This is a genomic window from Brevundimonas bullata, from assembly GCF_014207965.1.
In the GTDB taxonomy this organism is placed as follows: Bacteria; Pseudomonadota; Alphaproteobacteria; order Caulobacterales; family Caulobacteraceae; genus Brevundimonas; species Brevundimonas bullata_A.
Window position 1 is genome coordinate 298,618 of sequence record NZ_JACHLM010000006.1, and the last position, 26,361, is coordinate 324,978.

The following is a 26,361-nucleotide window of genomic DNA, read 5'->3' on the forward strand; positions in this document are numbered from 1 at the left end:
GCACTACTAACGGCCCGAACGGAGGAACCATGTCCGAACCCCAGCCGAACCAGGGCCCCACCGGCGGCGTCACGCCCCACCTGACCATCCCCTCGCGCGGCGGTCAGGCGGCCATCGAATTCTACGGCCGGGCCTTCGGCGCCGAAGAGATCATGCGAATGCCCGCCGAGGACGGCGAGCGGCTGATGCACGCCCACCTTAGGATCAACGGCGCCAGCCTCATGCTGGCCGACGAATTCCCCGAATGGACCGGCGAGGCCGACATCCAGCCCAAGGGCGTGACCCTGCATCTCCAAGTCGACGATCCAGACGAATGGTGGACCCGCGCCCTGGTGGCGGGCGCCGTCCCCGTCATGCCGCTGGAGGATCAGTTCTGGGGCGACCGCTACGGTCAGGTCCGCGACCCCTTCGGCCATACGTGGTCCATCGGCGGCCCGAAGAAGGCGTGACAGACCTCTCCTCCCCACAGGGGGGTAGAAGAGGCTAGCGCCCTACGGCAAGCGCCCCGTCAGCTTGCGGCCGCCGCGCACGATGGTCAGTTCCGAACCGCGCTGCGCCCGGCCCAAGGCGGCGATCGAGGTCGCCGGGCGGCCGTCCACCTGAACGATCAGGTCGTTGGGACGCAGGCCGATGCGGGCCGGGATGCTGTTGCGCTGCAGGCCGGTCACCACCACGCCGCTGGTGAAGGGATCGCCGCCCAGCCGGTCGGCCAGCGCCGGGTTCAGCGCCACGCCTTGCAATCCCGCCAACGCGCCCTGCGCCACGACCGCGCCCTGCCCCGGCTCGGCCTGACCCGGCAGGGCCGAAACCCGCGCATTGAGCGTCTGAGTGCGTCCGTCGCGCAGGATGGTCACCGACACCGTGTCATTGGGCGCGCGCGTGCCGACACGGAAGTTCAGCCCGCCCTGATCGTTGATCTCGGCCCCGTCGATGGCGGTGATGACGTCGCCTTCCTGCAGCCCGGCGCGCGCGCCCGGCCCCTGCGGATAGACCTCGGTGATGATCAGGCCCTGGGGCCGCGACAGACCCAGGCTGCGGGCGATGTCGGCGCTGACGGTGTCACCCTTCACGCCCAGCCACGGGCGCACCACGGCCTTGGCCCCGCCGATGGCCGAATCCACCACCCGCTTCACCATGGTCGCCGGCACGGCGAAGCCCACGCCGCTCGAGGAGCCGGTACGCGAGAAGATAGCGGTGTTGATGCCGATCAGGTCGCCGTCCATGTCCACCAACGCCCCGCCCGAGTTGCCGGGGTTGATGGCGGCATCGGTCTGGATGAAGGAGCCGGAATCGCTGATCCCCGTCTCGGTCCGGTTCAGCGCAGAAATGATGCCGGTCGTCACGGTCTGACCGACGCCGAAGGGGTTGCCGATGGCCAGAACCAGATCCCCGACCTGTTGCTCCTCCTGATCGTCGATCCGCAACACCGGCAGACTACCCTCGACGCCCTCCAGCTGCAGCACGGCGATGTCGGAGCGCGCGTCGGCCAATAGCACCCTGGCCGCATACTCGCGCCGGTCGTTCAGGGTGACGCGGATCTGCTGCATGTTCTCGATGACGTGGTTGTTCGTCACCACCACCCCGTCCGCCCGCACGATGACGCCAGAGCCGATCGAGCCGGTCACGCGTGACTGCGGACCGCCGCCGAACATCTCGAAGAAGGGATCGCGCACCTGCTGCACGCCGCGCGCCGAGATATTGACCACGGCGGGCGCCGCCTCGCGGACCACAGGCGCAAAGCTGGACTTCATCGCCCCGGCGTCGCGCGGGGCCACGCGCGGCTGCTCGGCGAAGACGCCTTCCTGCGCCTTGGACGGTTGCGGCTGGCCGCAAGCGGACAGCATCAGGGCGGCGGCGAGGGCCAGTCGGGAAGTCTTCATGTCGTCAGGGTCTCGTTCGGAAGGCTTTGCCGCATTGCGCAATGGTTTTGGGACGGGATCAAGGCCAATGGCCAAGCCAGATGTCCGCCGCGATCAAACGACCGTGACCTCCGCCCGTTCCCTCCTCAGCGCGTCGTCACCGCCAGCGTGTCTTCCGCCAGTCCGTCACCGCGCGGCGCGTCGATGCCCAGCAGACGCGCCAGGAAGGGCTGGACGTCCACGCTGTCCAAATCAGTCAGCCGCCGCCCCTGCACCACGCCCGGTCCGTGGGCGATGAAGATGGCCGCCATGTCTGCTGAGAAGTTGTCATAGCCGTGCGCCCCGCCCGGCTTGGTCACCGGCCGCGCCTTGGTCGTGAAGGTCCAGCCCGGCTCGGAAGCGCAGACGATGGCCGAGACGCGCGGGTTGGAACCCAGGACGAACCGCGCCGGAATCTCGCTCTTCCTCCAGCAATCCAGATGCGGGCGCGACCCCAGCAGGGCCGCCTCGACCTCGGCCTCGCGGCCAGCCACCGGGTTCAGGAAGGTGACGGCGCCGGAATAGACGATCTGGATCGCCGCCGGATCAATCACGTCGTCGATCCACGTCACCCGCTCGGGCGAGGTCGCGGCCATGCCGTGATCCGACACGATCACCAGCACCGTGCGCTCATACAGCCCCCGCGCCTTCAGCCCTTCGACCAGACGCCCGATGGAGGCGTCGACCGAGCGGATGGCCTCGGCGGTCTCCGGCGCGTCGGGGCCGTAGTGATGCCCCTGGGTGTCGACGATGTCGAAATAGAGGGTGGTCAGTTGCGGGCGCTGATCCGCCGGCAGGTCCATCCATTGCAGCACCCGGTCCACGCGCGCGTCACCGGGCATGCCCTGATCAAATGTCGTCCAGTAGGTCGGGCGCACGCCGCGAATGTCAGCTTCCGAGCCCGGCCAGAACATGGTGGCGGTCTTCACGCCCGCCTTCTCGGCAGAGACCCAGATCGGCTCGCCCTGATCCCACCAGCGGCGGTCGGTCACCGCCTGCTTGTTGCCTAGCGAGAACCGGCCCAGTTCGGCGTCGATCATGTTGTTGCCGACGATGCCGTGGTGGTCGGGGTGCAGGCCCGTCACCAGCGTATAGTGATTGGGGAAGGTCACGCTGGGGAAGGACGGCCGCATCGGCCCCGTCGCCCCCTCGCCCGCCAGCCGCGACAGGTGGGGCGTGATGCCTCGGTCCAGATAGTCGGCGCGGAAGCCGTCGATGGAGACCAGCATGACCAGCGGCGGCTCGTCCCCGCGCGGTTCAGGAGCGACGACAGGGGTGCTGGCGCACGCGGTCAGCAGCAGGGCCAGGCACAGGCCTGCAACGCGAGAAAACATGGAAACTCCGAAGCGACTTCGGGAAGATTGCCTAAGCTTAATCTGCGACAGCAAGAAGACGGCTTGTCGGCTTATCCCCATCAGGCCAAGCTCTGCCGCATGACCGCTGTTATTGAAACGACCGGCCTGACCAAGACCTATGGCGCCGTGCGCGCCCTGGACGGGCTGAGCCTCTCCATCCCGCGCGGCGGGATTTACGGCGTGCTGGGGCCGAACGGCGCCGGCAAGTCCACCCTGTTCCGCATCCTGCTGGGTCTGATCCGGCCGACGGGGGGCGAGGTCCGGGTCCTGGGTCAGCACGCGGGCGATCCCGCCGTCATGCGCCGCATCGGCTCCATGATCGAGACGCCCCGCTTCCCGCCCTACATGACCGCGCGTCAGGTGCTGCAATGGCTGGCGCTGGCCCACGGCAGCAAGGACGCCGCCATCGACGCCTGGCTGGACCGCGTCGGCCTGACCGAGGCCGCCAACCGCCGGGTGCGCGGCTTCTCGGTCGGCATGCTGCAGCGCCTCGGGGTCGCCGCCGCCCTGATGACCAAACCCGACCTCGTCATCCTCGATGAGCCGACCAGCGGCATGGACCCGCCCGGCATCCAGGAGATGCGCGCCCTGATCCGCAGCCTGGCCGACGACGACGGCGTGACCATCATCCTGGCCAGCCACCAGCTGCTCGAGGTCCAGCGCGTCTGCGACCGCGTGGCCATCTTCAATCGTGGTAAGCTGGCCGCCGAAGGCAAGGTCAGCGAACTGACCGCCGCAGGCGAGCGCCTGCGTCTGTCGGCCACGCCTCTGGCCAGGATCATGGGCGTGCTGGGCGACAAGGCCACGCTGGACGGCGACGCCGTCCTGGCCGCCGTTCCGCGCGCCGAGGGCCCCGCCCTGCTGCGCGCCCTGATCGAACAGGGCGTGGACATCGACGAGGCCCGCTGGGTCGGCGCCGATCTGGAAAGCGTCTTCATGGCCGAGACCGGCCCGGCGCGCACCCCTGCTCAGGTCCGGGAGGCCCTCCATGCTGGCTGACGCCATCCGCTCCGAAACCTATCGCCTGCTTCAGAACCGCACCGCGGTCTTCTGGAGCGTCTTCTTCGTGCCCTTCATCGCCCTGGCGCTTTCCATAGCCGGCGCCTTTCTGATCAAGACCAAGGCCGAGCAATTGGCGGGTGAACTGCCGCCGGGATTGGCGACGTCCGGCCCCCTGGACCTGGGCGTCGCCTTCGCCAACAACGCCGGCGGCCTGGCCAATCCAGGCATTCTGGCTTTTCTGCTGATCGGCGCCGCCACCCTTTACGCCGGAGACTACCGCTGGGAGACGTGGCGGTTGATCAGCGCCCGTAACACCCGCCCTGTCCTGATGCTGGGCAAGGTCGGCGTGATGAAGATCCTGGCCCTGGCCGCCATGCTTGTCTTCTTGCTGACCAGTTCCATCGCCGATATCGCGCGCGGCCTGATCTTCGATCGCCCCTTCACCTTCAGTGTCGGAATATCTCAGGCAGCCGACTTCGGCCTTCTGTTCGTTCTGTCGTTCGTGCGCGTGATGCAGTTCCTGATGATCAGTCTGCTGGCTGCGGTCTTCACACGATCACTGCTGGCGGCGCTCTTCATTCCTCTGGTCGTGGGCGTGGCCCAGTTCTTCCTCGGCGAAGCCGCGCCTGCTCTGGGTCTCGGTCCGGACGACTGGTCGGCGCAACTGCTGATGCCCGGTTTGGCGTTCGACACGCTCAAGACCTTGATCAAGGGCGGCATGGAGGCCTCAACCCTGCCCGACGGCGTCATGATCAAGGCCCTCGTCAGCCTGGCCCTGTGGACCCTCGTCCCCTTGGGCGCCGCCATCGCCTGGTTCACCCGCCAGGACCTGTCGAAGGAGTAGCGGCTTCTACAGCCGCTTCTCCATCCAGACGTCGGCCCGTTCATAGGGCGTGGGCTGCGGGGGCAGGTTCACAAAGCCGAACCGATGGTAAAGGGCGATTGCGGGAACCAAGGTCGAGCTGGTCTCCAGATAGAGCCGATGGGCCCCGGCAGTCCGGGCCGTCGCCTCACAGGCTTCCAGCAGCCGCAGCGCCAGACCGCTACCCCGCGCCTCGGGCCGCACGGTCATCTTGGTGACCTCATAGCCGCCGTCCGCCATGGCGATCAGCCCGCAGCAGCCGACGGGCGCCCCTTCCCGCTCTGCAAAAAAGATATGGCCGCCCCTGGCCAGGATCTGTCCCTCTGGATCGTCCAGAGTCAGATGATCCTTGGCCTCCAGCGCGAAGCCGCCCGCCACGAGCCAGTCGGTGTTCAACCGCCTCCAGGCCTCACTATAGGCCGGCGTGTAAGCGACGATGCGATCTTCAGGCTTGGTCATGGCCGCTCTATCGCCCGGCCGCCCCCGCCCAACAAGCCCGCCCGGCCCACGACGAAAAGGGCGGCTGGATTGCTCCAGCCGCCCCTTCAATGTCTCAAGCCGATGAAGCGATTAAGCTTCGTCGTCGCCTTCGATCGCATAGACCGGACCGGAGTCCAGGCCCTTGGCGGCGGTGTCGCGATCGACGAACTCGATCACGGCCATCGCGGCATTGTCGCCGTGACGGAAGCCGGCCTTCATGATGCGGATGTAACCGCCCGAACGTTCGGCGTAGCGCGGGCCGATCGTTTCGAACAGCTTGCCGACTTGCGGCACGTCGCGGACGGCGCTGATGGCCTGACGACGAGCGTGCAGGTCGCCCTTCTTAGCGAGGGTCACCAGCTTCTCAACGAAGGGACGCAGTTCCTTCGCCTTGGGCAGGGTGGTCGTGATCTGCTCGTGCTTGATCAGCGAGGCGGCCATGTTAGCGAACATGGCTTGGCGGTGGCTGACCGTACGGCCGAGCTTGCGGTAAGCGGCGCCGTGGCGCATCGGGGTCTCTCCTACTCAACCCTGGTTTCCGGCCTTAACTAACGGGGCGGGACCTGGGGCCTTGTTCATTCTAACCGCCCCAACCGCGTCCCTAGGGGGCGCTGGGCGGAGGGTTGATGATCAGATCTGGTCGTCGAACTTCTTGGCCAGGTCTTCGATGTTTTCGGGCGGCCAGTTCGGCACGTCCATGCCGAGCGACAGGCCCATCGTCGCGAGAACTTCTTTGATCTCGTTCAGCGACTTGCGGCCGAAGTTCGGGGTGCGAAGCATTTCGCCCTCGGTCTTCTGGATCAGGTCGCCGATGTAGACGATGTTGTCGTTCTTCAGGCAGTTCGCCGAACGGACCGAAAGCTCCAGTTCGTCGACCTTCTTGAGCAGGGCCGGGTTGAAGGGCAGGTCGGGCTTGCCGTCCGTTGCCTCAACAGCCTTGGTCGGCTCGTCGAAGGTGATGAAGATCTGCAGCTGGTCTTGCAGGATGCGGGCAGCGTAAGCCACCGCGTCAACCGGCGAGACGGCGCCGTTGGTTTCAACTTCCAGGATCAGCTTGTCGTAATCCATCGACTGGCCCTGGCGGGTCGGCTCGACGCGATAGGCGACGCGCTTGACCGGCGAGTACAGGGCGTCGACGGCGATCAGGCCGATCGGCGCATCTTCCGGACGGTTCAGTTCGGCGGCGACGTAGCCCTTGCCGTTCTGGACAGTCAGTTCCATGCGAATCGAAGCGCCGTCATCCAGGGTGCAGATGATGTGATCGGGGTTCAGAACCTCGATGTCAGCCGGTGCGTCGATCTGGCCCGCCGTCACAATGCCGGGGCCCGTGGCGCGCAGTGTCATGCGCTTGGGGCCTTCGGCGTGCATGCGCAGCGCCAGTTGTTTGATGTTCAGGACGATGTCGACCACGTCTTCCCGGACGCCTTCCAGCGACGAGAACTCGTGAACAACGCCGTCGATCTGGATGGCCGTGACCGCCGCGCCTTGCAGCGAGGACAGCAGAACGCGACGAAGCGCGTTGCCGAGCGTCACACCGAAACCACGCTCGAGGGGCTCAGCGACCAGACGCGCCTTGCGCAGCGGGTCAGAGCCGCCCTCGACTTGCGGCTTCTCGGGACGGATCAGCTCTTGCCAGTTTCTTTCGATCATAGAGTCCCTCGAACGGATTTCGTCGGCTCCGGCCTTGTCGACGAGGCCATGGTGGAGCCGACGGAGATTGGGGGTGCCTGAAACGAAGTCGCGATTAAACGCGACGACGCTTGGGCGGACGGCAACCATTGTGCGGCATCGGGGTGACGTCGCGGATGGTCGTGATCGTCAGGCCGACGGACTGCAGAGCGCGAAGCGCCGACTCACGGCCGGAACCCGGACCCGAGACGTTGACTTCCAGCGTCTTCACGCCGTGCTCTTGAGCCTTCTTGCCAGCATCTTCAGCAGCCATCTGGGCGGCGTAAGGGGTCGACTTACGCGAACCCTTGAAGCCCATGTGACCAGCCGAAGACCAGGAAATCGCGTTCCCCTGGGCGTCCGTGATCGTGATCATGGTGTTGTTGAAAGAGGCGTTCACGTGGGCGACGCCCGACGTGATGTTCTTGCGCTCGCGCTTCTTTACGCGACCCGGTTCCTTGGCCATCGATCAGCCCTCTCTTACTTCTTCTTGCCGGCGATCGGCTTGGACGGGCCCTTGCGAGTGCGGGCGTTGGTGTGCGTACGCTGACCGCGGACCGGCAGGCCCTTACGGTGACGCAGGCCGCGGTAGCAGGCCAGGTCCATCAGACGCTTGATGTTCATCGACACCTCACGGCGCAGGTCGCCTTCGACGGTGTGGTCCTTGTCGATCGTTTCACGGATCTGCAGGACTTCTGCGTCGGTCAGCTGGTTCACGCGGCGAGCGGGCTCAATGCCGACCTTCGCGGTGATTTCCTTGGCTGCGTGTGCGCCAATGCCATGGATGTACTGAAGCGCGATTTCGACGCGCTTGTTGGTCGGAATGTTGACGCCAGCGATACGGGCCACGAGAATCTCCAGATACGCTTAAACAGACGCGGAAACCGCTCCGGTCAACAGACCAGGAGCGTGTGCGCCCTTCGCGGAAGCCGCCCTTATACAGGGGATTCGAATGGCGTCAACGGGCGCGCCGGTACAGCGGCCGATCAAGGCATGAACTCCACACCCACAGTGACTTCGCGTCCTTCAACAGGGCGACCATCGCGCGTGGGAGGACGAAAGCGGAAATAGCCTGAGGCTGCAAGAGCCGCTTCACCGAATCCCCTGCCGGGCGGCGTCTCGTCCACAACCCGGCAATCCTCCAGTCGCGCATCCAGCCGGATGCGGCAGGTGATCCGCGCGCTGCCGTTCAGACGCTGGCGGAAGGCCTCGCGCGGATGCAGCCGCCTCAGTTGATCCTTGGTCGGTCCCTGGATCAGGCGCGGCGGGCCGTCCCCTGCCCCCGGCCCCGAGCCAGAGCCTTGCCCCGTCCCGGATCCGGTCCCTTGGCCGCCCAGCCCCTGCCCCGGCGTCGGGCTCGCCTCCGGCGCCGCGCCGATGACCAGAGGCGGTTCGGGCGCCGGCCGGGGCGGCGCCAGAAGCTCTGGCGGACGCGCGATCTTCTTCGGCGGCAGATGAACCCGCGATGGCGCCGCCGGCGCGCCGCCGCCGTCTGAAGGCGCCGGCTTGGCGGGCGGCGGAACGGGCAAGGGCGGAATTGGCGACGGCCGGACGAGTTCTATCTCGACCGGCCGCGACAATGGTGTGGGTGGCGCCGAAGGCCGTAGATGCCCCAGCAGGGCGAACAGCCCCAGGTGCAGCGCGCCGACGCCGAGCGCCACGCCCGCCGTGGCGAGCCTGACGTTTCGAGACGACGACCTGTTGCTCATCTGCGCCCCTTTGAAGCGGATATCCGAACGCCTAACGCCCGAACCCCGCTTCAGATCAGGATGCGTCTTAAGCCAGAGCGCCGTCGATGGCGGCGGCCACCGTAGCGATGTCGCCCATGCCGTCGATCTCGGTCAGCTTGCCCTGGGCTTCATAGTAGGGAAGCAGCGGAGCGGTCTGGCGATTATAGACGGTCAGACGATCCTTGAAGGTCTCGGGATTGTCGTCCGGACGGGCCTGCTCGGCGAAGCGCTTGGCGATCCGGTCGGTCAGGGCCTGATCGTCGACCTTGAGGCGAACGACGCGGTCGATCTGGGCGCCGCGCTTGGCCAGCATGGCGTCCAGGGCTTCGGCCTGGGCGACGTTGCGCGGGAAGCCGTCGAAGATGGCGCCGCCGGCGGCCTCGGCCTCCGGCAGACGGTCTTCGATCAGAGCGATGACGATCTCGTCGGTGACGAGGTCGCCGCGCGCCAGCACGTCCTTGACCTTGAGGCCCAGCTCCGAGCCGGAGGCGATCGCGGCGCGAAGCATGTCGCCGGTCGAAAGCTGGATCATGCCCCGCTCTTCAACCAGACGCTTGGCTTGCGTGCCTTTACCGGCCGCAGGCGGCCCGAACAGGATCAGGTTCATCTTACGGGCTCCCCTACCCGACTATCAGCGACGGGCTGGGGCGCTGCCGCCCCGGCCGCCACGACCACGCAGCTTCGCCTTCTTGATCAGGCCTTCGTACTGGTGCGCCAGCAGTTGGGACTGGATCTGGGCCACCGTATCCATCGTCACCGAAACGACGATCAGGATCGACGTGCCGCCGAAGTAGAGGCTGTTGCCCATGCTGCTGACCAGGAACTCGGGCAGCAGGCAGACCGCGGTGATGTAGGCGGCGCCGATCACCGTCAGACGCGTCAGGACATAGTCCAGATACTCGGCCGTGCGCTTGCCCGGACGGATGCCCGGCAGGAAGCCGCCGTACTTGCGCAGGTTCTCCGCCGTGTCCTCGGGATTGAAGGTGATCGAGGTGTAGAAGAAGCAGAAGAAGACGATCAGGACCGCATACAGGATCATGAACAGCGGCTGACCGTGCGTCAGCTGCGCCGTCACCAGCGGCAGCCAGCTCATCCACTCGGGCAGGTTGGCCTGAGCCGTGAAGGTGGCCACCGTCGTCGGCAGCATCAGCAGCGACGAGGCGAAGATGGCGGGAATGACGCCGGCGGTGTTCACCTTCAGCGGCAGGAAGGAGCGTTCGCCGCCCGTCATGCGGTTGCCTTCCTGGCGCTTCGGATACTGGATCAGAAGGCGGCGCTGGGCGCGCTCCATGAAGACGATGAAGACGATGGTGGCCACAGCCAGAACGGCGATGAACAGCAGGGCGAAGACCGACATCTGACCTTGCTGAGCCAGGCCCAGCAGGCGCGCCACGGTGGACGGCAGGACCGCCACGATGCCGGCGAAGATGATCAGCGAGATGCCGTTGCCGACGCCGCGCGCCGTCACCTGCTCACCCAGCCACATCAGGAACATGGTGCCGCCGGTCAGGGTCGTGACCGTCGAAATGATGAAGAAGACGCCCGGCTGGTCGATCAGACCGGCCTGTGCGTTCAGGCCGGCGGCGATGCCGAAGGACTGGGCCAGAGCCAGGAACACCGTCAGGTAACGGGTGTACTGGTTCAGCTGCTTGCGGCCGCTTTCGCCGCCTTCCTTCTTCAGCTTCTCCCAGGGCGGGTAAACCGCGCCCATCAGTTGCACGATGATCGAGGCCGAGATGTATGGCATCACGTTCAACGCGAAGACGGCCATACGCTCGACCGCGCCGCCCGAGAACATGTTGAACATGTCCAGGATGCCGCGCTGGCCATCAGGGTTCTGGAAGAAGGCCAGGAAGGCCTCGGAATTAATGCCCGGAATCGGAACATAGGTGCCGATCCGATAGACCAGCAGCGCGCCCAGCGTGAACAGCAGGCGTTTGTGCAGCTCGGTCGCTTTCGCGAACGAGCCCATGTTCATATTGGCGGCGAGTTGTTCAGCGGCCGAAGCCATTAGGCGGTCCCCACGACTATGCCCGTCGTCAGATAGGCGGAAAGCGGCCGTCTTGCGAGGGCCGCTTTCATGAATTTCGTCATCCCGGTGCGGACAATCCCGGCGAACGCCGCATCAGCAGCGCTCGCACGGGATGACGATATCGATTTAGGCCTTGGCAGCGGCGCGCTTGGCGCGGGCCGAGACCTTGTTGGCGTCGCCCAGCGGGGTCTTCGCCGGCGGAACCTTGCCCTTGGCGGCTTCGCGCTTGGCAACGCGAGCAGCGGCCTTTGCTTCAGCGGCGATGCGCTGTTGCTCGACCGAACCGCCAGCGGCTTCGATGGACTTGATGGCGCCGGCCGAGGCCGACCACACGACCAGGTTCAGCTTGGCCTTCAGTTCGCCTCCGCCCAGGACGCGCACGCCGTCCTTGACGCGACGGATCACGCCGGCGGCCACCAGGGCGGCGCCGTTGATCTCAGCCTTGGCGTCCAGCTTGCCGGCGTCGATGGCGTCCTGCACGCGCCACAGGTTCACTTCGGCCAGCTTCAGAGCGTTGGCGTTGTTGAAGCCGCGCTTGGGCATACGCATGTACAGCGGCATTTGACCGCCTTCGAAGCCGCCGATGGCGACGCCCGAACGCGACTTCTGCCCCTTGACGCCGCGACCAGCCGTCTTGCCCTTGCCCGAACCCGGGCCGCGGCCGACGCGCATGCGCTTTTTGTGGGCGCCTTCGTTGTCGCGAATTTCGTTCAGTTTCATATGCCTGATCCTTTCGGGTGCTAGCGCCAGGTCGATCAGAGCGATCGCACCTGACTCGGCGTTGGATAAATTGAAGGGCCGCTTCTAGGCGGCCCGACGCAGCATCGCAAGATGCTTCTTCAAAAGAGAAACGCCCTCCCCCGCGAACGAGGAAGGGCGCATCTGCTTATTTTTCGACCACTTCGACCATGTGGGCGACCTTGGCGATCATCCCACGGACCGAGGGGGTGTCCTCCAGCGTCGACTCGCGGCCGATGCGGTTCAGACCCAGGCCCGACAGAGTGGCGCGCTGATCAGCCTTGCGGCGGATCGGGCTGGCCGTCTGGCGGACCGTGACGGTGGCTTTTTCGTTCTTCGCCATGTCTATCAGCCCTCGACAGCTTCAGGCGCCGAAGCGCCGTCGTTGCGGCGGCCCATCAGGTCAGCGACCTTCTTGCCACGCTTAGCAGCAACCTGACGCGGCGACGATTGAACCTTCAGAGCTTCGAAGGTCGCGCGGATCATGTTGTACGGGTTCGACGAGCCGGTCGACTTGCCGACGACATCCTGGACGCCGAGGGTTTCGAGGACCGCACGCATCGGACCGCCGGCGATGACGCCCGTGCCGGGAGGGGCAGCGCGCATCATGATCTTGCCGGCGCCCCAACGGCCGTTGCCGTCGTGGTGCAGGGTGCGGTTCTCACGAAGAGGCACGCGGATCATGGTCTTCTTGGCTTCTTCAGTCGCCTTGCGGATGGCTTCCGGCACTTCACGCGCCTTGCCATGACCGAAGCCGACCCGGCCCTTGCCGTCGCCCACAACCATCAGGGCTGCGAACGAGAAACGACGTCCGCCCTTAACGGTGGCGGCGACGCGGTTGATGTGCACCAGCTTTTCGACGATGTCCGAATCCGGGCCGTCGACAGCAGGAGCGTTGCGGTTGTCACGACGGTTGCGGTCGTTGCCGCCGCCGCCGCGCTGGGGTTCACGAGCCATGCTTCTCGATCCCTTAGAAGTTCAGGCCGGCTTCACGCGCGGCCTCCGCCAGCGCCTTGACGCGGCCGTGATAGATGTAGCCACCGCGGTCGAAAACGACGTCGGTGACGCCCTTCTCGATGGCGCGCTCGGCGATCAGCTTGCCAATAGCAGCAGCTGCGGCGACGTCCGAACCCTTGGAGCCCTTGCCGCCTTCCAGCGACGAGGCGGCGGCCACCGTGACGCCCTGGGCGTCGTCGATGATCTGAACCGAGATGTTCTTGTCCGAACGGAAGACCGACAGACGCAGACGGCCGTTGGACACAGCCTTGAGGCGACGACGGTTGCGTTCGGCGCGGCGCTTGGCTTGTTGTTGCAGAGAAAGAGCCATGACTTACTTCTTCTTGCCTTCCTTGCGCCGGACCTTCTCGCCCGAATAACGCACGCCCTTGCCCTTGTAGGGCTCCGGCGGACGCAGCTTGCGGATCACGGCGGCGATTTCGCCAACGACTTGCTTGTCAGAACCCTGGATCTTGATCTCGGTCTGCTTCGGCACGACGAAGGTGATACCGGCCGGCGGCGCGATGTCGACTTCATGCGAGAAGCCGAGTTGCAGCGACAGAGCCTGGCCCTTCAGGGCGGCGCGGTAACCCACGCCGACCAGTTCCAAGGTCTTTTCGAAGCCCTCGGTGACGCCAACAACCATGTTGTCGACCAGGGTGCGCGACAGACCCCACATCGCGCGAGCGCGAGGCGTGTCCATACGCGGCGCGAGGGTCAGACCCTCTTCGCCCTGGGTGACTTCGATCTCGTCGGCCACGGTCCAGGAGCTCTCGCCCTTCGGACCCTTGACCGAGACGGTCTGACCGTTGAGCGTGACAGTCACGCCCTTCGGCAGAGCAACGGTTTTCTTGCCAATACGGGACATATCAGTAGACCCTGCAGAGGACTTCGCCGCCGACGTTTGCGTCGCGGGCGTTGGCGTCAGACATGACGCCCTTCGAAGTCGAAAGGATCGAGATGCCGAGGCCGTTCTTGATCGGCTTCAGGTCGGTGATGGCCGAGTAAACGCGGCGGCCAGGCTTCGACACGCGGGCGATCTCAGCGATCACCGGCTGGCCGTCGAAGTACTTCAGCTCGATCTCGAACTGCGGGAACTCGCCGGGGTTTTGAACCAGCGAATAGCCGCGGATGTAGCCTTCGTCCTGCAGCACGTCGAGGACGCGCTGGCGCAGACGGGAGGCCGGGGTCAGCACCTTGGAACGCTTGCGAGTCGCAGCGTTCTTGATGCGAGCGATCATGTCGCTCAGGGGATCGTTGATCATCATATCTGTTCGCTCCCCTTACCAGCTCGACTTGGTCAGGCCGGGGATTTGCCCCAGGTTGCCCAGCTCGCGCATGGCGATCCGGCTCATCTTCAGCTTGCGGTAGAAGGCCCGCGGACGGCCCGTCACTTCGCAGCGGTTGCGGATGCGCGACGGAGCCGAGTTGCGCGGCAGCTCAGCCAGCTTCAGACGAGCGTCGAAACGCTCTTCCAGCGGCAGGCTTTCGTCGTTGGCGGTCGCCTTGAGGGCAGCCCGCTTTGCGGCATACTTCGCAACCAGAGCCTTGACGGCTTCGTTACGGTTTACGGCGCTTTTCTTAGCCATTGTTCTCTTCCCTTCCCGCTCAGTTCTTCACGAACGGGAACTTGAACTCGGTGAGGAGAGCCTTGGCTTCCGCATCGGTCTTGGCCGTGGTGCAGACAACGATGTCCATGCCCCACATCTGGTCGATCTGGTCGTAGTTGATCTCCGGGAACACGATGTGCTCCTTCAGACCCGTGGCGTAGTTGCCGCGACCGTCGAACGAGGTACCCTTCAGGCCACGGAAATCCTTCACGCGCGGCAGCGCGATCGTGATGAACCGGTCCAGGAATTCGTACATCTGGGCGCCGCGCAGCGTAACCTTGCCGCCGATGACCATGCCTTCGCGCAGCTTGAAGCCGGCGATGGAGTTACGAGCCTTGGTGGCGACGGCCTTCTGGCCGGCGATAGCCGTCAGGTCCTTGAGAGCCGTGTTGGCCTTCTTGGAGTCAGCGACAGCTTCACCGATACCCATGTTCAGGACGATCTTGTCCAGCTTGGGGATCTGCATCTCGTTGGTGTAACCGAACTGCTCTTTCAGGACGGCGCGGATGCGGTCCTGATACTCGGCCTTGAGACGCGGCGTGTACTTGGTGTCAGCCATTAGATGACGTCTCCCGTGGTCTTGGCGAAGCGAACCTTGGCGTCGCCTTCGACCTTGAAGCCAACGCGGGTCGCCTTGCCGTTGGCGTCGGCGACTGCGACGTTCGACAGGTGAAGCGAGGCTTCTTTGTGCTTGATGCCCCCTTGCGGGTCAGCCTGGCTCGGGCGCGTGTGGCGCTGAACCATGTTGACGCCTTGCACGAGGACGCGATTTTCGGTCGGCAGAACCTTCAGCACCTGACCGGTGCGTCCCTTGTCCTTGCCGGCCAGGACGATGACTTTGTCGCCCTTCTTGATCTTGGCGGCCATATTACAGGACCTCCGGAGCCAGCGAGATAATCTTCATGTGGTTCTTGGCGCGCAGTTCGCGAGGAACAGGGCCAAAGATCCGCGTGCCGACCGGCTCGTTTTGTTTGTTGACGATGACGGCGGCCGACTTGTCAAAACGAATGACCGAGCCGTCCTTGCGCTGGATGTCCTTGGCGGTGCGCACGACGATAGCGCGAACAACGTCGCCCTTCTTCACGCGGCCGCGAGGAATAGCTTCCTTCACCGAGGCGACGATAACGTCACCCACCGAGGCGTAGCGGCGCTTCGAGCCGCCCAACACCTTGATGCACATGACCCGGCGGGCGCCCGAGTTATCGGCGACCTCCAGGTTAGTTTGCATCTGGATCATAGGATCCGATCCTTCTCTTTACGAAGCCGAGGCGGTGGAAATGACTTCCCAACGCTTCAGCTTGGACTTGGGAGCGCACTCGACGATGCGTGCGACGTCGCCGACTTTGAGGGCGTTGCCCTCATCGTGAGCGTGGTACTTCTTGGACAGACGGACGATCTTTTTCAGGACCGGGTGCAGCAGAGTGCGCTCGACCTTCACGACGACCGTCTTGTCGCCCTTGTCGGACACGACCACGCCTTCAAGAATACGTTTGGGCATAGGTGTTTCCTTAAACCGCTGCGCGCTTCTCACGCAGAAGCGTGGAGATGCGAGCGATGTCTTTGCGGACTTCACCAACGCGGTGAGTCTTTTCCATCTGACCGGTGGCGGCCTGGAAGCGCAGGTTGAACTGTTCCTTCTTGAGCTTCAGCAGCTCGTCGGCCAGTTGGTCGGGGGTTTGACCCCGGAGATCGGCGATCTTGGTCATGCCGCTTCCTCAAGATGAGCGATGCCGGCGTCAAGGCGGGTGACCACCTTGGTGCGGACCGGCAGCTTGGCCGCGCCGAGGCGCAGAGCTTCGCGAGCCACATCGTCCGGCACGCCGTCGATTTCGAACAGGATACGGCCCGGGTGGCAGCGTGCGGCCCAATGGTCCACAGCGCCCTTGCCCTTACCCATCCGGACTTCAGCCGGCTTGCCCGTGACGGGCAGGTCCGGGAAGACCCGGATCCAGACGCGGCCCTGACGCTTCATCTGACGCGTGATCGCGCGGCGAGCCGCTTCGATCTGGCGAGCAGTGATACGCTCGGGTTCCACCGTCTTCAGGCCGTAGGAGCCGAAGTTCAGCGAGAAACCACCCTTGGCCGAGCCATGGATGCGGCCCTTGAAGGCCTTGCGGTACTTGGTCTTTTTAGGTTGCAACATGACCTATCAGCCCTCACGACCACGGCGCGGACCGCGATCACCGCGGGGGCCGCCACGGCCTTCGTTGGACGACGGACCCGAGGCTTCCAGGGCCCAACGCTTGTCCTGAGCCATGGGATCGTGCTCGAGCACTTCACCCTTGAAGACCCAGACCTTCACGCCAATGATGCCGTAGGTCGTCTTGGCTTCATAGAAGCCATAGTCGATGTCGGCACGCAGGGTGTGAAGCGGCACGCGACCTTCGCGGTACCATTCCATACGAGCGATTTCAGCGCCGCCCAGACGACCGGCGACGTTGATGCGGACGCCCTTGGCGCCGAGACGCATGGCCGACTGCATCGAACGCTTCATGGCGCGGCGGAACGCGATACGGCGCTCCAGCTGTTGCGCGATGTTTTCAGCGATCAGCTGCGCGTCGGTTTCCGGCTTGCGGACTTCGACGATGTTCAGGTGAACTTCGCCTTCAGTGCGGGCCGAGATGTCCTTGCGGAGCTTCTCGATGTCAGCGCCCTTCTTGCCGATCACGACGCCCGGACGGGCGGCGTAGATCGTCACGCGGCACTTCTTGTGCGGACGCTCGATGATGATGCGCGAGACGCCTGCTGCGAGCAGACGCTCCTTCAGCCACGTGCGCAGCTTCAGGTCCTGGTGCAGCAGGCGGGCGTAGTCGGCGCCGCCGGCGAACCAACGGCTGTCCCACGTGCGGTTTACGCCGAGGCGCAGACCGACCGGATTGATTTTCTGTCCCATCAGGCGGCCTCGCCGGCTTCACGGACCACGATCGTGATCTCGCTGAACGGTTTCAGGATGCGCGACGAGCGACCACGAGCGCGGCTCGCGAAACGCTTCATCACCAGGTTCTTGCCCACGAAGGCCTCGGCGACAACCAGGTTGTCGATGTCGAGGTTGTGGTTGTTTTCGGCGTTCGAAACGGCCGAATACAGAACCTTGCGGACGTCGGTGGCGATGCGCTTGCGGCTGAATTCAAGCTCGTTCAGCGCCTTCTGAACCGGCAGACCGCGGATCGATGCGGCCACCAGGTTCAGCTTTTGAGGGCTGATGCGAACGTTGACCAGCTTGGCGCGAGCCTCGGTGGCGCCGACGCGGCGGGGGTTGTTGGACTTGGCCATCAGTTACTTCCTTTTGGCCTTCTTGTCCGCTGCGTGACCCGGGAAGTTCCGGGTCGGCGCGAACTCGCCAAACTTCATGCCGACCATGTCTTCGTTGACCATCACCGGCACGTGCTTTTGGCCGTTGTGGACGCCGAAGGTCAAACCGACAAACTGCGGCAGGATGGTGGAACGACGCGACCAGGTCTTGATCACATCCTTGCGGCCCGACGTTTGAACGGCGTCGGCCTTCTTGAGCAGATACCCGTCGACAAACGGGCCTTTCCAGGAGGAGCGGGCCATTCTTAGCGAGCCTTCTTAACGTGGCGGGTACGGATGATGTACTTATCCGTAGCCTTGTTCTTGCGGGTGCGGGTGCCCTTGGTGTCCTTGCCCCACGGCGTAACCGGGGTACGACCACCAGAGGTCCGGCCTTCACCACCACCATGCGGGTGGTCGATCGGGTTCATGGCGACGCCGCGAACGTGCGGACGCCAGCCCATGTGACGAACGCGACCGGCCTTGCCGAGGTTCTGGTTCATGTGGTCGGGGTTCGAAACCGCGCCCACCGTGGCCATGCAGGCGTCCAGGACCATGCGCAGTTCGCCCGAGCCAAGACGGATCTGGGCGTAGCCCTGATCGCGACCCACCAGCTGAGCGTAAGCGCCGGCCGAACGAGCCAGCTGAGCGCCCTTGCCCGGCTTCATTTCGATGTTGTGGATGATCGTACCCACCGGCATCGAACGGAGCGGCATGGCGTTGCCCGGCTTCACGTCGGTCTTCTCGCCCGAGATCACCGTGTCGCCGGCCTTAAGGCGTTGCGGCGCGATGATGTAGGTCTTCTCGCCGTCGGCGTAGGTCACCAGAGCGATGAAGGCCGTGCGGTTCGGGTCATATTCCAGACGCTCGACCGTACCGATGGCGTCGAACTTGCGACGCTTGAAGTCGATCTTGCGGTACAGGGTCTTGGCGCCGCCGCCGCGGAAGCGGACAGCGATACGACCACCTGCGCCACGACCGCCGGACTTCGTCAGGCCTTCGGTCAGCGACTTCTCGGGACGGCCCTTGTGGAGCTCGGACCGGTCGACCAGCACCAGGGCGCGGCGGCCCGGCGACGTCGGATTGTAATGCTTCAGAGCCATCTTCTTAGAGCCCCGTCGTGACGTCGATCGACTGACCATCGGCCAGCGTCACGATCGCTTTCTTGATGTCCACGCGACGGCCCAGAATGCCCCGGAAGCGCTTGGTCTTGCCCTTTTGAACCAGGGTGTTGACCTTGAGGACGTTGACTTTGAACAGGCTTTCGACCGCAGCAGCGATCTCGTCCTTGGTCGCCGTACCGGCGACGCGGAAGACAACCTTGTTCTGCTCCGACAGGATCGTGGCTTTTTCCGTGATGATCGGAGCCAGGATGGTGTCGTAGTGTTTGGCGGTGGGTTGAGCGGCGGCCATTATGCGGCTTCCTTCTCAGCGAAGCGCGCCTCGATGGCTTCAACAGCCGCCTTGGTCAGCACCAGTTTGTCGGCCCGAAGGATGTCATAGACGTTCAGGCCGGCGTTCGGCAGCACGTCGATGTTCGGGATGTTGCGAGCAGCCAGGCCGAAGTTGGTTTCAACTTCCGGACCAGCGATGATCAGAGCCTTGGTCCAACCGAGCTTGCCGAAGGTTTCGCGCAGCGAAGCCGTCTTGGCTTCCTTGATCGAAACGGTGTCGACGACGATCAGATCGCCGGCCTTGACCTTCGAGCTGAGAGCGTGACGCAGAGCCAGGGCGCGGACCTTCTTCGGCAGCGAGTAGCCGTGGTCGCGAACGACCGGACCAAAGGCGCGCGAACCACCAACGAACTGCGGTGCACGGCGCGAACCGTGACGAGCGCCGCCGGTGCCCTTTTGCTTGTACATCTTCTTACCCGTACGAGAGTTCTCGTTGCGGGTTTGAACCTTGTGCGTACCGGCGCGGCGCTTGGCCAGTTGCCAGTTGACGTAACGAGCCAGCAGGTCGCCGCGGATGTCGGAGATGCCGAAGACGGCTTCCGACAGTTCCACGTCGCCGGCAGCCTTGCCGTCGAGTTTGATGACAGAGAGTTTCATTACGCTTCACCGCCTTCGGTCGCTTCAACGGCCGGCGCTTCAGCCGGGGTCGAGGCGGGTTGAGCAGCCTTGGCCGACTTGACGGCGCCCGGGAAGGGAGCGTCAGCCGGGCGAGCCTTCTTAACGGCGTCGCGAACCTTGACGTAGCTGCCGTCGTGACCCGGGACAGCGCCCTTGATCAGGATCAGGCCACGCTCGGCGTCCACGCGGACGACGGTCAGGTTCTGCTGGGTGACGACTTCCTGACCGTAGTGGCCAGCCATCTTCTTGCCCTTGAAGGTCTTGCCCGGATCTTGGCGTTGGCCGGTCGAACCGTGCGAACGGTGAGACACCGACACACCGTGCGAGGCGCGCAGGCCGCCGAAGTTCCAGCGCTTCATGGCGCCGGCAAAGCCCTTACCGATGGTTTCGCCCTGGATGTCGACCTTCTGACCCACCAGGAAGTGTTCAGCCGACAGTTCGGCGCCCACGTCCAGCAGACCTTCCGCGTCAACGCGGAACTCGGTCACATAGTGCTTAGGTTCAACTTCGGCCTTGGCGAAAACTTCGCGCTGAGCCTTGTTGGTGTTTTTTGCCTTCTTGGTTCCGGCGCCCAGTTGCAGGGCGACGTAGCCGTCCCGCTCTTGAGTGCGCTGACCCACGACCTGACAGCCATCAAGCTGCAGAACCGTGACCGGAATATGTGCGCCGTCTTCAGCGAAGACGCGCGTCATTCCCAGTTTCTTGGCGATCACGCCCGTACGCATGTCGGATCCCGCCTCTTTCTTCTTAAATCTTGATCTCGACGTCCACACCGGCCGACAGGTCGAGCTTCATGAGCGCGTCCACGGTTTGCGGGGTGGGGTCGATGATGTCGAGCACGCGTTTGTGCGTGCGGATTTCAAACTGCTCGCGCGACTTCTTATCGACGTGCGGCGAGCGGTTCACGGTGAACTTTTCGATCAGGGTCGGCAGCGGGATCGGACCACGAACGGTCGCCCCGGTGCGTTTAGCGGTGTTAACGATCTCGCGCGTCGAAAAGTCGAGGACGCGATGATCGAAGGCCTTGAGCCTGATGCGGATGCTTTGATCCATATCGGTTGTTATTCCCAAGCGGTCGGAACCGCGTCCCTGTGAACCATTTCAAAGACCGAAGCCTCGGGCAGAGCCCCAAGGAACGCAAATCCGCAAAAACGATTGGCCCACGCAGCTAACCGCGAAGGCCATTGAAGTCCCAAGAATGCTGCAAAGAACAGTAACTTAGGTCGTCCCTGCGAACCGCGTCTGCACCCGAAAGTGCACAGCCGGTCCAACAAGAAGCGTGCTTATGCCCTTCGATTCCTTTTTCGTCAAGCGCTCAAACCGTGGCGGCGCGGGGGTTTGAGACATATCGCCAACGCCGGCCGGCCGGGTCCGCTGCACTCTATATAAGGGCCCCGCCAACGCCGGGATCGCCCCCTTCCCTTAACCCCTGAGGCCAAAGCTGGGCCACATGACCGCGCCGTTAAGGGTCCGCCGCATTCCCGCGCCAGGTAGTGACGCAAACATGCCGCAATGCGTCACACTTAGGCAACATCGGCCCCAAACCGCCCAAACATGACAAGTTCGTTACAGCTAAGCGGCGAAACGCGGCCTATCTGCGCTGTCTCGCCGAGGTGCAAACCTTGGCGGAACGATAAAAAGGATAATCACAATGAAAACCGTCTTCCTCGCCTCCGTCGCCGCCGCGACCCTGATCGCCGCTCCGGCCTTCGCTCAAGACGCTGTCGGCTCGGCCGGCATCGCCTACGTCCACACCGACACCGAAGGCTTCAAGACCGACGGCGCTAACCTGGACGGCGTCGGCGCCTTCAAGGTCGCTCCGGAATGGACCGTGACCGTCAACGGCGCCGTCAACTACGCTGACAGCGACTTCGGCGACGACACCACGGCCGCCGCCGCCGCCCACCTGACCAAGACCTTCGGCGCCGACCTGCGCGCTGGCGGCTTCGTGTCGGTGTCGGACATCGGCGACGACGAAACCTTCACCGTTGGCGCTGAAGTTCAGAAGTACCTGGCCTCGGCCACCCTGACCGGCCTGGTGTCCTACACCGACGCCGACATGGGCGACGCCTGGACCATCGGCGGCGACGCCGCCTACTACATCAACCCGTCGTTCCGCCTGAACGCCGGCGTCTCGTACTCGAACGTCGACACCGATCTGGGCGACGTCGACGCCTGGGCCTACGGCGCCGGCGCTGAGTATCAGTTCGCCAACAGCCCGTTCAGCGTCAGCGGCACGTACCAGCGCGTCTCGACCGACGTTGCTAACGTCGACGTCGACGCCGACATCTTCATGATCGGCGCTCGCTACAACTTCGGTGGCACGCTGCAGTCGCTGGACCGCGCCGGCGCCAACCTGGGCCGCACCCTGGCTGGCCTGCCGACCGCGTTCGGCTTCTAAGCCTCGCGGACACCTCCGACCTCGGTCGGAAAAGAGAAGCCCCGGCGGAGCCATCCGCCGGGGCTTTTTCTTGGTTGTCGTTCGGCTGTTTTCCAGACACGAAAAAGGCCCGGGGGGTTCCACGCTCCCGGGCCTTCTCTCGCGGCGAGGGCCGGCGGATCAGCGTCCGATGCGCACCTCGCCCGCACCCACGATCGAGCGTGACACCGGTCCGGTCACCTCGGCCACGCGCACATCGCCCGACCCGGCGATCGAGGCGTCCAGGCTGCTGGCCGTACCGTCAAAGCGAACATTCCCCGATCCGGCGACAGCCACTTCCAGCGACGAGGCGCGACCACCCCGGACCGTCACGTCGCCCGAGCCGCCGATGGAGATATCCGCTTGCCCGTTCACGCTCGCCACGACGATGCTGCCTGACCCGCCGATATTGGCTTCCAGTTCGCCCGTGCTGCCGGCGAAGATGGACCCCGAACCGCCGACGGACGCCTCCAGCGACCGCGACGTGCCAGCCCGAACCGTTCCCGATCCGCCGACACCGATCTCCAATCGACCATCGACATTGGCCACGGTCCAGTTGCCGCACCCGCCAGCGCCCAGATCAACCGAGCGCGCCCCGCGCCCCACTGAACCATAGACGCCGCTTCCCGAGCTGACATCCACGTCGCGCGGCGTGCGCAGAACGATCAACGGCGCGTCCTCCAGCCTGATGCGGCCCTTGCCGCGCAGCTCGACCGTCGCGCCCTCTCCGGGCTGACGCGCATCAGCCCGACCGTTGTTGCACTCACGGATGCTGTCGCTGCTGAACTGCATCACGCTGCGGCGACGGCCCAGGCCGCCATCGATACGAACCTTGCCGCCGCGACGCTCGAGGGTCAGTTGCGGCAGATCGGCCGCACCGGGCGTGATCTCGACTGCGATGTCGGCGCGGTCCTCGGGGATGACAATGACACGGGCCACCGCATTGCGGATCTCAGCGTCCTGGGCTGCGGCGGGCTGGGCGGCGACGAATGCAGCCAGGACGGCGGCGGAGGCTGCGGCGTAAACGGCGATCTTCATGGCGGTGTCCCTCTCCTGATCTGAGGTGAGGGTGGTCCCGCTCGGCCCTCAAGTCATTTTAAATCGAGGTCATGAAGTCGTTGTAAGGAATGGCCTTCAGGTCAGCCGCCCAGAGCGCGTGCGCCGTCGGTCACGCCCACCTCCGGTTCGAAGTCACGCTCGAAATGGGCGATCCGGCTCTTCAGCGCGCCCATCCGGCGCAGCGCCAGCGAAGCCGCCCATCGCAGCGCCAGCTCGCCCTGCCCCATCTGGTCGGTGAAGCGCGGTGCGCCGCCTTGACTGCGCACCACAGCATTGGTGTAGAGCGCCCCGTTGCGGAACCGCGACGGCCAGGTCTGGAAGTCCATCGACAGCGAGACGCAGAACCGGTCCAGGTTCTCGACCCTGTGCGGCGCATACAGCGGCCAGGTCAGGGCCTGCCCCGGTTCCAGATCCATGATCCGCGCATCGTCCTCAAAGGCCAGGGTATAGGGCAACTCCTCGGTCGTCTGGCGCGCCACCACCTGCTCCATGTTCCGCTCTGGCAGGTGCGCCTCGTCGCCGGGATAGACGAAGATGCGCTTGCGCCCGCGCAGGTGGAACAGCACCACCCCCGCCGCATCGAAGTGATAGGGCACCCGCGCCTTGGGCGACGACAGGATCAACTGGCCGGCGTTCTTGACCGCCTTCAGCCCGGGATAGGTCTGCTGGATCTGGCGGTACTCGGCCATGGCCGCCGCCCAGAGCTCAGGCCAGCCCGTCTCCACCCCGCGGAGGTTGACCCATAGCCTGCCCTGCTGGATCGCCTCCAACAATTGACCGCCGTCCAGCCGTCCCCGAGCGCCGGTACGAAGCGAGACCTGCCCCTCGTCGTCGTAGTCGTACAGGTTGATGTCGAACAACTCCGCCGGATAGCGATCCAGCACCTCCGCCAGGGCGGCGTCCTCGGCGAAACCCTGGGCGATCAGGCTGTGCGGATGAAAGGCCGCCTCGGTGATGGGGCCGGGATAGCGGGTGCCGCGTTCAGACATGGGTGCTCTCGTTTTCATAATCATGACGCGGCCGCCGTACGGTTCATAGCCTTGGCGAAGGCGGCCCGCGCCGCCAGGGCGGCGCCCTTGAACCGGTCGACGCCAGTGACTTCACACGCCTCGATGACGTTCCAGCGACGGCGCAGGCTGTTGCGAATCTCCTCCGCCCGGTCCGCCCCCGCCATGCTCAACAGGGCGTCGGTCGCCGCGCCGATGGCGCTCGGCAGCCCTGGCCCCAGGAAGGCGGCTTCGGTCACCGGCTGCACCGTGTCGCAGAAGTAGCGCTTGTAGGCCTCGCCGCCGAACCCGTAGTCGAAGTCGCGGTAGCCCTGCTCCGCCCCCAACCGAATGGTCTCCATGCTCAGCAGGATCCCCGGCGAACAGCGTGCAAGGCTTGGAACATAGGCCGGGAACCAGAAATGGAACCGGCGACCGGCGTGCAGGGAGTATTCCATCGCCGCGATCTGACCGCCGGCCCGCAGCACCGCCATAGAGGCGCCGAAATCCGCCTGTTCGTGCGCCATCAGGGCGTGCAGCAGGTCGCCGGTCCAGCTACAGGCGAAGATATCGTGCCGCCCCGTCCGCCGATACTGTTCACGCTTCAACGCGATCAGTTCATCGAGAAGCGCCGGATCACGCAAACCGATCTGAACGTCCACTGAGCCGAACTCGACCGCCATGCTGCGCCGCGCCCGCTCCTTGTCTTTAAAGTATTTGCCGAAGGCCTGACGGCGGGCGGCATACCAAGCGTCATAGCCGCCGTTATCGGGGATAGTGGTGCGGAAGCTCTCGCTCCTGATGCCCCTGGTCGAGGCCCCGACCCAGCCGTTCACGCTGAAGCGACGGCCGTCCAGCAGACGGGCGACTTCCGCCAGGGTCGGCGCCTCGCCCCTCGGCGCGATCACGCCGTGATAGTCATTCATCGGCGCGCCGATCGGCTGAATGGCTCCGCCTCGCTTCTGGTAGGGGAAGTAGCCGACGACGTCGCCGTCCCGCCGAAACACCGCCACGGCGCAGTCGGGGCTTACGCGCGCCGTGATCTCCGCGAACTCTACCCGGAAATAGGGGCTGGCGAGGTCAGGATCATCGGCCGCCCAGGCGGACCACTGCGCGCGCTCCTCAGCCGTCAAGCCCGCTACATCGCGATTATCAACAGTCAGTGCGCCGGACATGGGCTCCCCTTTGAGCGAAACGGCAAGCAAGTTCCACTCCGCCTTTCCGCTCTAAGCACGGGGCATTTCGACATGGTTTAGAGCCATGGTGAACGCGGCAGCGGAGCGGAGCTACGGCCCGCGCATTGTAGGTGTCTCAACAAGGGATCCGCCATGCCAGACCGCCGCCCCGCCAATCGTGAAACCGAAAACGAGAACCAGAAGCCGGATCGGGCGGGCCAGCCTCCGCGCCCGGCCACGGAGCCCAGCGGCGCCAAGGGCTCCAGCAACTCGGGCCAGACAGCGACAGATCCCGCCACCGGGCGGCCGAATGCCTGACTGACCCTGCCCCAGACGGCAAAACGGCCCCCGGATTGCTCCGGGGGCCGCTCTGTTACTCGATACTGCGGCGTCTCCGAGGAGAGGCCGGTACGCCTACTGTTCGGGTCCGGGGACCCGGATGCATCGACTACTCGATGATCTTGGCGACCACGCCGGCACCGACGGTACGGCCGCCTTCGCGGATGGCGAAGCGCAGGCCCTGATCCATGGCGATCGGGGTGATCAGTTCGACGTTCAGCTCGGCGTTGTCGCCGGGCATGATCATCTCAACGCCTTCCTTCAGGTGAACGATGCCGGTCACGTCCGTCGTGCGGAAGTAGAACTGCGGGCGATAGTTCGTGAAGAACGGGGTGTGACGGCCGCCTTCTTCCTTGTTCAGGATGTAGGCTTCAGCCACGAACTTGGTGTGCGGCGTGATGGAGCCCGGCTTGCACAGCACCTGGCCGCGCTCGACGTCTTCACGCTTGGTGCCGCGCAGCAGAACGCCGACGTTGTCGCCCGCTTGACCCTGGTCCAGCAGCTTGCGGAACATTTCGACGCCCGTGCAGGTCGTCTTCTGAACCGGACGGATACCGACGATTTCGACTTCTTCGCCGACCTTGACGATACCCTTTTCGATACGACCCGTGACCACGGTGCCGCGGCCCGAGATCGAGAAGACGTCTTC

39 protein-coding genes and 1 pseudogene are annotated in these 26,361 nt (G+C 64.9%); 5 read left to right on the plus strand and 35 right to left on the minus strand.

The annotated features are described in order from the left end of the window. The first annotated feature begins 29 nt into the window (after nucleotides 1–29). Nucleotides 30–449 (plus strand): VOC family protein, encoded by a 420-nt coding sequence (locus HNP51_RS16580; protein ID WP_184272503.1) that lies wholly within the window; start codon nucleotides 30–32, stop codon nucleotides 447–449. A 42-nt stretch (nucleotides 450–491) separates the two neighbouring features. Here the strand turns inward: HNP51_RS16580 and HNP51_RS16585 are convergent, their stop codons facing one another. Both HNP51_RS16585 and HNP51_RS16590 read right to left on the minus strand, forming a co-directional pair. Further along, the gene (locus HNP51_RS16585; protein ID WP_184272500.1) at nucleotides 492–1,880 is read right to left on the minus strand and encodes a trypsin-like peptidase domain-containing protein; all 1,389 of its coding nucleotides are present in this window, start codon (nucleotides 1,878–1,880) and stop codon (nucleotides 492–494) included. 125 nt (nucleotides 1,881–2,005) lie between these two features. Continuing rightward, entirely contained in the window at nucleotides 2,006–3,232 is a 1,227-nt protein-coding gene (locus tag HNP51_RS16590) for an ectonucleotide pyrophosphatase/phosphodiesterase (RefSeq protein WP_184272496.1), read from the minus strand. A 99-nt stretch (nucleotides 3,233–3,331) separates the two neighbouring features. On the opposite strand from HNP51_RS16590, the gene HNP51_RS16595 reads away from it, so the two are divergent. After that, a complete protein-coding gene (locus HNP51_RS16595; RefSeq protein ID WP_184272492.1) occupies nucleotides 3,332–4,252 on the plus strand; it encodes an ABC transporter ATP-binding protein in 921 nt (306 codons plus the stop codon). Beyond that, nucleotides 4,242–5,099: a hypothetical protein gene (locus HNP51_RS16600; RefSeq protein ID WP_184272488.1), complete on the plus strand. Its 858-nt coding sequence runs from the start codon at nucleotides 4,242–4,244 to the stop codon at nucleotides 5,097–5,099. Before HNP51_RS16595 ends, HNP51_RS16600 begins: the two co-directional genes overlap by 11 nt. Before the next feature lie 6 nt (nucleotides 5,100–5,105). Here HNP51_RS16600 and HNP51_RS16605 read toward each other — a convergent pair whose 3' ends face one another. The 29 genes and pseudogenes from HNP51_RS16605 to rpsJ form a co-directional block, all read right to left on the minus strand. Further along, nucleotides 5,106–5,576 (minus strand): GNAT family N-acetyltransferase, encoded by a 471-nt coding sequence (locus HNP51_RS16605; protein WP_184272485.1) that lies wholly within the window; start codon nucleotides 5,574–5,576, stop codon nucleotides 5,106–5,108. A 111-nt stretch (nucleotides 5,577–5,687) separates the two neighbouring features. After that, nucleotides 5,688–6,107, minus strand: coding sequence for a 50S ribosomal protein L17 (gene rplQ / locus HNP51_RS16610; RefSeq protein ID WP_184272481.1), 420 nt, complete (start codon nucleotides 6,105–6,107; stop codon nucleotides 5,688–5,690). A 120-nt stretch (nucleotides 6,108–6,227) separates the two neighbouring features. Further along, nucleotides 6,228–7,247 carry a DNA-directed RNA polymerase subunit alpha gene (locus HNP51_RS16615; protein ID WP_184272478.1) on the minus strand — a complete coding sequence of 340 codons (1,020 nt, stop codon included), beginning with the start codon at nucleotides 7,245–7,247 and terminating at the stop codon, nucleotides 6,228–6,230. Nucleotides 7,248–7,341: 94 nt separating this feature from the next. Further along, on the minus strand, nucleotides 7,342–7,731 hold the full coding sequence (gene rpsK / locus HNP51_RS16620; protein WP_013268944.1) for a 30S ribosomal protein S11: 390 nt from the start codon (nucleotides 7,729–7,731) through the stop codon (nucleotides 7,342–7,344). Between the two features lie 14 nt (nucleotides 7,732–7,745). Beyond that, complete coding sequence (gene rpsM / locus HNP51_RS16625; protein WP_184272476.1) at nucleotides 7,746–8,114, minus strand: 30S ribosomal protein S13; 369 nt, start codon at nucleotides 8,112–8,114, stop codon at nucleotides 7,746–7,748. Nucleotides 8,115–8,251: 137 nt separating this feature from the next. Beyond that, nucleotides 8,252–8,974 carry an energy transducer TonB gene (locus HNP51_RS16630; RefSeq protein WP_184272473.1) on the minus strand — a complete coding sequence of 241 codons (723 nt, stop codon included), beginning with the start codon at nucleotides 8,972–8,974 and terminating at the stop codon, nucleotides 8,252–8,254. Nucleotides 8,975–9,041: 67 nt separating this feature from the next. Beyond that, nucleotides 9,042–9,602, minus strand: a complete 561-nt coding sequence (locus HNP51_RS16635; protein ID WP_184272470.1) for an adenylate kinase — start codon at nucleotides 9,600–9,602, stop codon at nucleotides 9,042–9,044. Nucleotides 9,603–9,626: 24 nt separating this feature from the next. Next, entirely contained in the window at nucleotides 9,627–11,006 is a 1,380-nt protein-coding gene (gene secY, locus HNP51_RS16640) for a preprotein translocase subunit SecY (protein WP_184272467.1), read from the minus strand. 279 nt (nucleotides 11,007–11,285) lie between these two features. Continuing rightward, nucleotides 11,286–11,747 (minus strand): annotated as a pseudogene (gene rplO, locus HNP51_RS16645) (50S ribosomal protein L15); the annotation flags it as partial. Between the two features lie 166 nt (nucleotides 11,748–11,913). After that, nucleotides 11,914–12,108: a 50S ribosomal protein L30 gene (rpmD, locus tag HNP51_RS16650; protein WP_114818609.1), complete on the minus strand. Its 195-nt coding sequence runs from the start codon at nucleotides 12,106–12,108 to the stop codon at nucleotides 11,914–11,916. 5 nt (nucleotides 12,109–12,113) lie between these two features. Then, the gene (gene rpsE / locus HNP51_RS16655) at nucleotides 12,114–12,722 is read right to left on the minus strand and encodes a 30S ribosomal protein S5 (RefSeq protein WP_184272461.1); all 609 of its coding nucleotides are present in this window, start codon (nucleotides 12,720–12,722) and stop codon (nucleotides 12,114–12,116) included. Nucleotides 12,723–12,735: 13 nt separating this feature from the next. Continuing rightward, a complete protein-coding gene (gene rplR / locus HNP51_RS16660; RefSeq protein ID WP_184272458.1) occupies nucleotides 12,736–13,092 on the minus strand; it encodes a 50S ribosomal protein L18 in 357 nt (118 codons plus the stop codon). A gap of 3 nt (nucleotides 13,093–13,095) precedes the next feature. Beyond that, nucleotides 13,096–13,629, minus strand: coding sequence for a 50S ribosomal protein L6 (gene rplF, locus HNP51_RS16665; RefSeq protein WP_184272455.1), 534 nt, complete (start codon nucleotides 13,627–13,629; stop codon nucleotides 13,096–13,098). A gap of 1 nt (nucleotide 13,630) precedes the next feature. Continuing rightward, complete coding sequence (gene rpsH / locus HNP51_RS16670; RefSeq protein WP_184272452.1) at nucleotides 13,631–14,029, minus strand: 30S ribosomal protein S8; 399 nt, start codon at nucleotides 14,027–14,029, stop codon at nucleotides 13,631–13,633. A gap of 15 nt (nucleotides 14,030–14,044) precedes the next feature. Then, the gene (rpsN, locus tag HNP51_RS16675) at nucleotides 14,045–14,350 is read right to left on the minus strand and encodes a 30S ribosomal protein S14 (protein WP_105563643.1); all 306 of its coding nucleotides are present in this window, start codon (nucleotides 14,348–14,350) and stop codon (nucleotides 14,045–14,047) included. Nucleotides 14,351–14,369: 19 nt separating this feature from the next. Next, complete coding sequence (rplE, locus tag HNP51_RS16680; RefSeq protein ID WP_184272449.1) at nucleotides 14,370–14,930, minus strand: 50S ribosomal protein L5; 561 nt, start codon at nucleotides 14,928–14,930, stop codon at nucleotides 14,370–14,372. Then, a complete protein-coding gene (rplX, locus tag HNP51_RS16685) occupies nucleotides 14,930–15,238 on the minus strand; it encodes a 50S ribosomal protein L24 (protein WP_184272446.1) in 309 nt (102 codons plus the stop codon). The genes rplE and rplX overlap by 1 nt, the downstream gene beginning before the upstream one ends. Nucleotide 15,239: 1 nt before the next feature. Then, on the minus strand, nucleotides 15,240–15,608 hold the full coding sequence (gene rplN, locus HNP51_RS16690) for a 50S ribosomal protein L14 (RefSeq protein ID WP_184272442.1): 369 nt from the start codon (nucleotides 15,606–15,608) through the stop codon (nucleotides 15,240–15,242). Between the two features lie 18 nt (nucleotides 15,609–15,626). Then, nucleotides 15,627–15,869 (minus strand): 30S ribosomal protein S17, encoded by a 243-nt coding sequence (rpsQ, locus tag HNP51_RS16695; protein ID WP_184272439.1) that lies wholly within the window; start codon nucleotides 15,867–15,869, stop codon nucleotides 15,627–15,629. A 10-nt stretch (nucleotides 15,870–15,879) separates the two neighbouring features. Beyond that, nucleotides 15,880–16,077 carry a 50S ribosomal protein L29 gene (gene rpmC / locus HNP51_RS16700; protein ID WP_105563639.1) on the minus strand — a complete coding sequence of 66 codons (198 nt, stop codon included), beginning with the start codon at nucleotides 16,075–16,077 and terminating at the stop codon, nucleotides 15,880–15,882. Next, on the minus strand, nucleotides 16,074–16,514 hold the full coding sequence (rplP, locus tag HNP51_RS16705) for a 50S ribosomal protein L16 (protein WP_105563638.1): 441 nt from the start codon (nucleotides 16,512–16,514) through the stop codon (nucleotides 16,074–16,076). The genes rpmC and rplP overlap by 4 nt, the downstream gene beginning before the upstream one ends. A gap of 6 nt (nucleotides 16,515–16,520) precedes the next feature. Then, a complete protein-coding gene (gene rpsC, locus HNP51_RS16710) occupies nucleotides 16,521–17,264 on the minus strand; it encodes a 30S ribosomal protein S3 (protein ID WP_114818615.1) in 744 nt (247 codons plus the stop codon). After that, complete coding sequence (rplV, locus tag HNP51_RS16715) at nucleotides 17,264–17,644, minus strand: 50S ribosomal protein L22 (protein ID WP_105563636.1); 381 nt, start codon at nucleotides 17,642–17,644, stop codon at nucleotides 17,264–17,266. The genes rpsC and rplV overlap by 1 nt, the downstream gene beginning before the upstream one ends. 3 nt (nucleotides 17,645–17,647) lie before the next feature. Next, nucleotides 17,648–17,926: a 30S ribosomal protein S19 gene (gene rpsS, locus HNP51_RS16720; RefSeq protein ID WP_184272436.1), complete on the minus strand. Its 279-nt coding sequence runs from the start codon at nucleotides 17,924–17,926 to the stop codon at nucleotides 17,648–17,650. A gap of 2 nt (nucleotides 17,927–17,928) precedes the next feature. After that, complete coding sequence (gene rplB / locus HNP51_RS16725; protein WP_184272433.1) at nucleotides 17,929–18,765, minus strand: 50S ribosomal protein L2; 837 nt, start codon at nucleotides 18,763–18,765, stop codon at nucleotides 17,929–17,931. A 4-nt stretch (nucleotides 18,766–18,769) separates the two neighbouring features. After that, nucleotides 18,770–19,075: a 50S ribosomal protein L23 gene (locus HNP51_RS16730; RefSeq protein ID WP_105563633.1), complete on the minus strand. Its 306-nt coding sequence runs from the start codon at nucleotides 19,073–19,075 to the stop codon at nucleotides 18,770–18,772. Then, on the minus strand, nucleotides 19,075–19,713 hold the full coding sequence (rplD, locus tag HNP51_RS16735) for a 50S ribosomal protein L4 (protein ID WP_184272430.1): 639 nt from the start codon (nucleotides 19,711–19,713) through the stop codon (nucleotides 19,075–19,077). Before rplD ends, HNP51_RS16730 begins: the two co-directional genes overlap by 1 nt. Further along, nucleotides 19,713–20,459, minus strand: a complete 747-nt coding sequence (rplC, locus tag HNP51_RS16740) for a 50S ribosomal protein L3 (RefSeq protein WP_184272427.1) — start codon at nucleotides 20,457–20,459, stop codon at nucleotides 19,713–19,715. Before rplC ends, rplD begins: the two co-directional genes overlap by 1 nt. A 22-nt stretch (nucleotides 20,460–20,481) precedes the next feature. Beyond that, nucleotides 20,482–20,787 carry a 30S ribosomal protein S10 gene (gene rpsJ / locus HNP51_RS16745; protein ID WP_105563630.1) on the minus strand — a complete coding sequence of 102 codons (306 nt, stop codon included), beginning with the start codon at nucleotides 20,785–20,787 and terminating at the stop codon, nucleotides 20,482–20,484. 598 nt (nucleotides 20,788–21,385) lie between these two features. On the opposite strand from rpsJ, the gene HNP51_RS16750 reads away from it, so the two are divergent. Then, nucleotides 21,386–22,135 (plus strand): porin, encoded by a 750-nt coding sequence (locus tag HNP51_RS16750; protein WP_184272424.1) that lies wholly within the window; start codon nucleotides 21,386–21,388, stop codon nucleotides 22,133–22,135. 159 nt (nucleotides 22,136–22,294) lie between these two features. Here HNP51_RS16750 and HNP51_RS16755 read toward each other — a convergent pair whose 3' ends face one another. From HNP51_RS16755 to HNP51_RS16765, 3 genes are all read right to left on the minus strand, one after another. Next, nucleotides 22,295–23,191: a GIN domain-containing protein gene (locus HNP51_RS16755; RefSeq protein WP_184272421.1), complete on the minus strand. Its 897-nt coding sequence runs from the start codon at nucleotides 23,189–23,191 to the stop codon at nucleotides 22,295–22,297. Between the two features lie 101 nt (nucleotides 23,192–23,292). After that, nucleotides 23,293–24,201 (minus strand): transcriptional regulator, encoded by a 909-nt coding sequence (locus tag HNP51_RS16760; protein ID WP_184272417.1) that lies wholly within the window; start codon nucleotides 24,199–24,201, stop codon nucleotides 23,293–23,295. Between the two features lie 20 nt (nucleotides 24,202–24,221). Then, on the minus strand, nucleotides 24,222–25,373 hold the full coding sequence (locus HNP51_RS16765; protein WP_184272415.1) for a GNAT family N-acetyltransferase: 1,152 nt from the start codon (nucleotides 25,371–25,373) through the stop codon (nucleotides 24,222–24,224). Between the two features lie 153 nt (nucleotides 25,374–25,526). On the opposite strand from HNP51_RS16765, the gene HNP51_RS16770 reads away from it, so the two are divergent. Continuing rightward, complete coding sequence (locus tag HNP51_RS16770) at nucleotides 25,527–25,691, plus strand: hypothetical protein (protein WP_184272412.1); 165 nt, start codon at nucleotides 25,527–25,529, stop codon at nucleotides 25,689–25,691. A gap of 130 nt (nucleotides 25,692–25,821) precedes the next feature. On the opposite strand, the gene HNP51_RS16775 is transcribed toward HNP51_RS16770, so the two are convergent. Next, nucleotides 25,822–26,361, minus strand: a 540-nt coding sequence (locus HNP51_RS16775) for an EF-Tu/IF-2/RF-3 family GTPase (RefSeq protein ID WP_260398545.1), incomplete at its 5' end; no start/stop codon positions are given.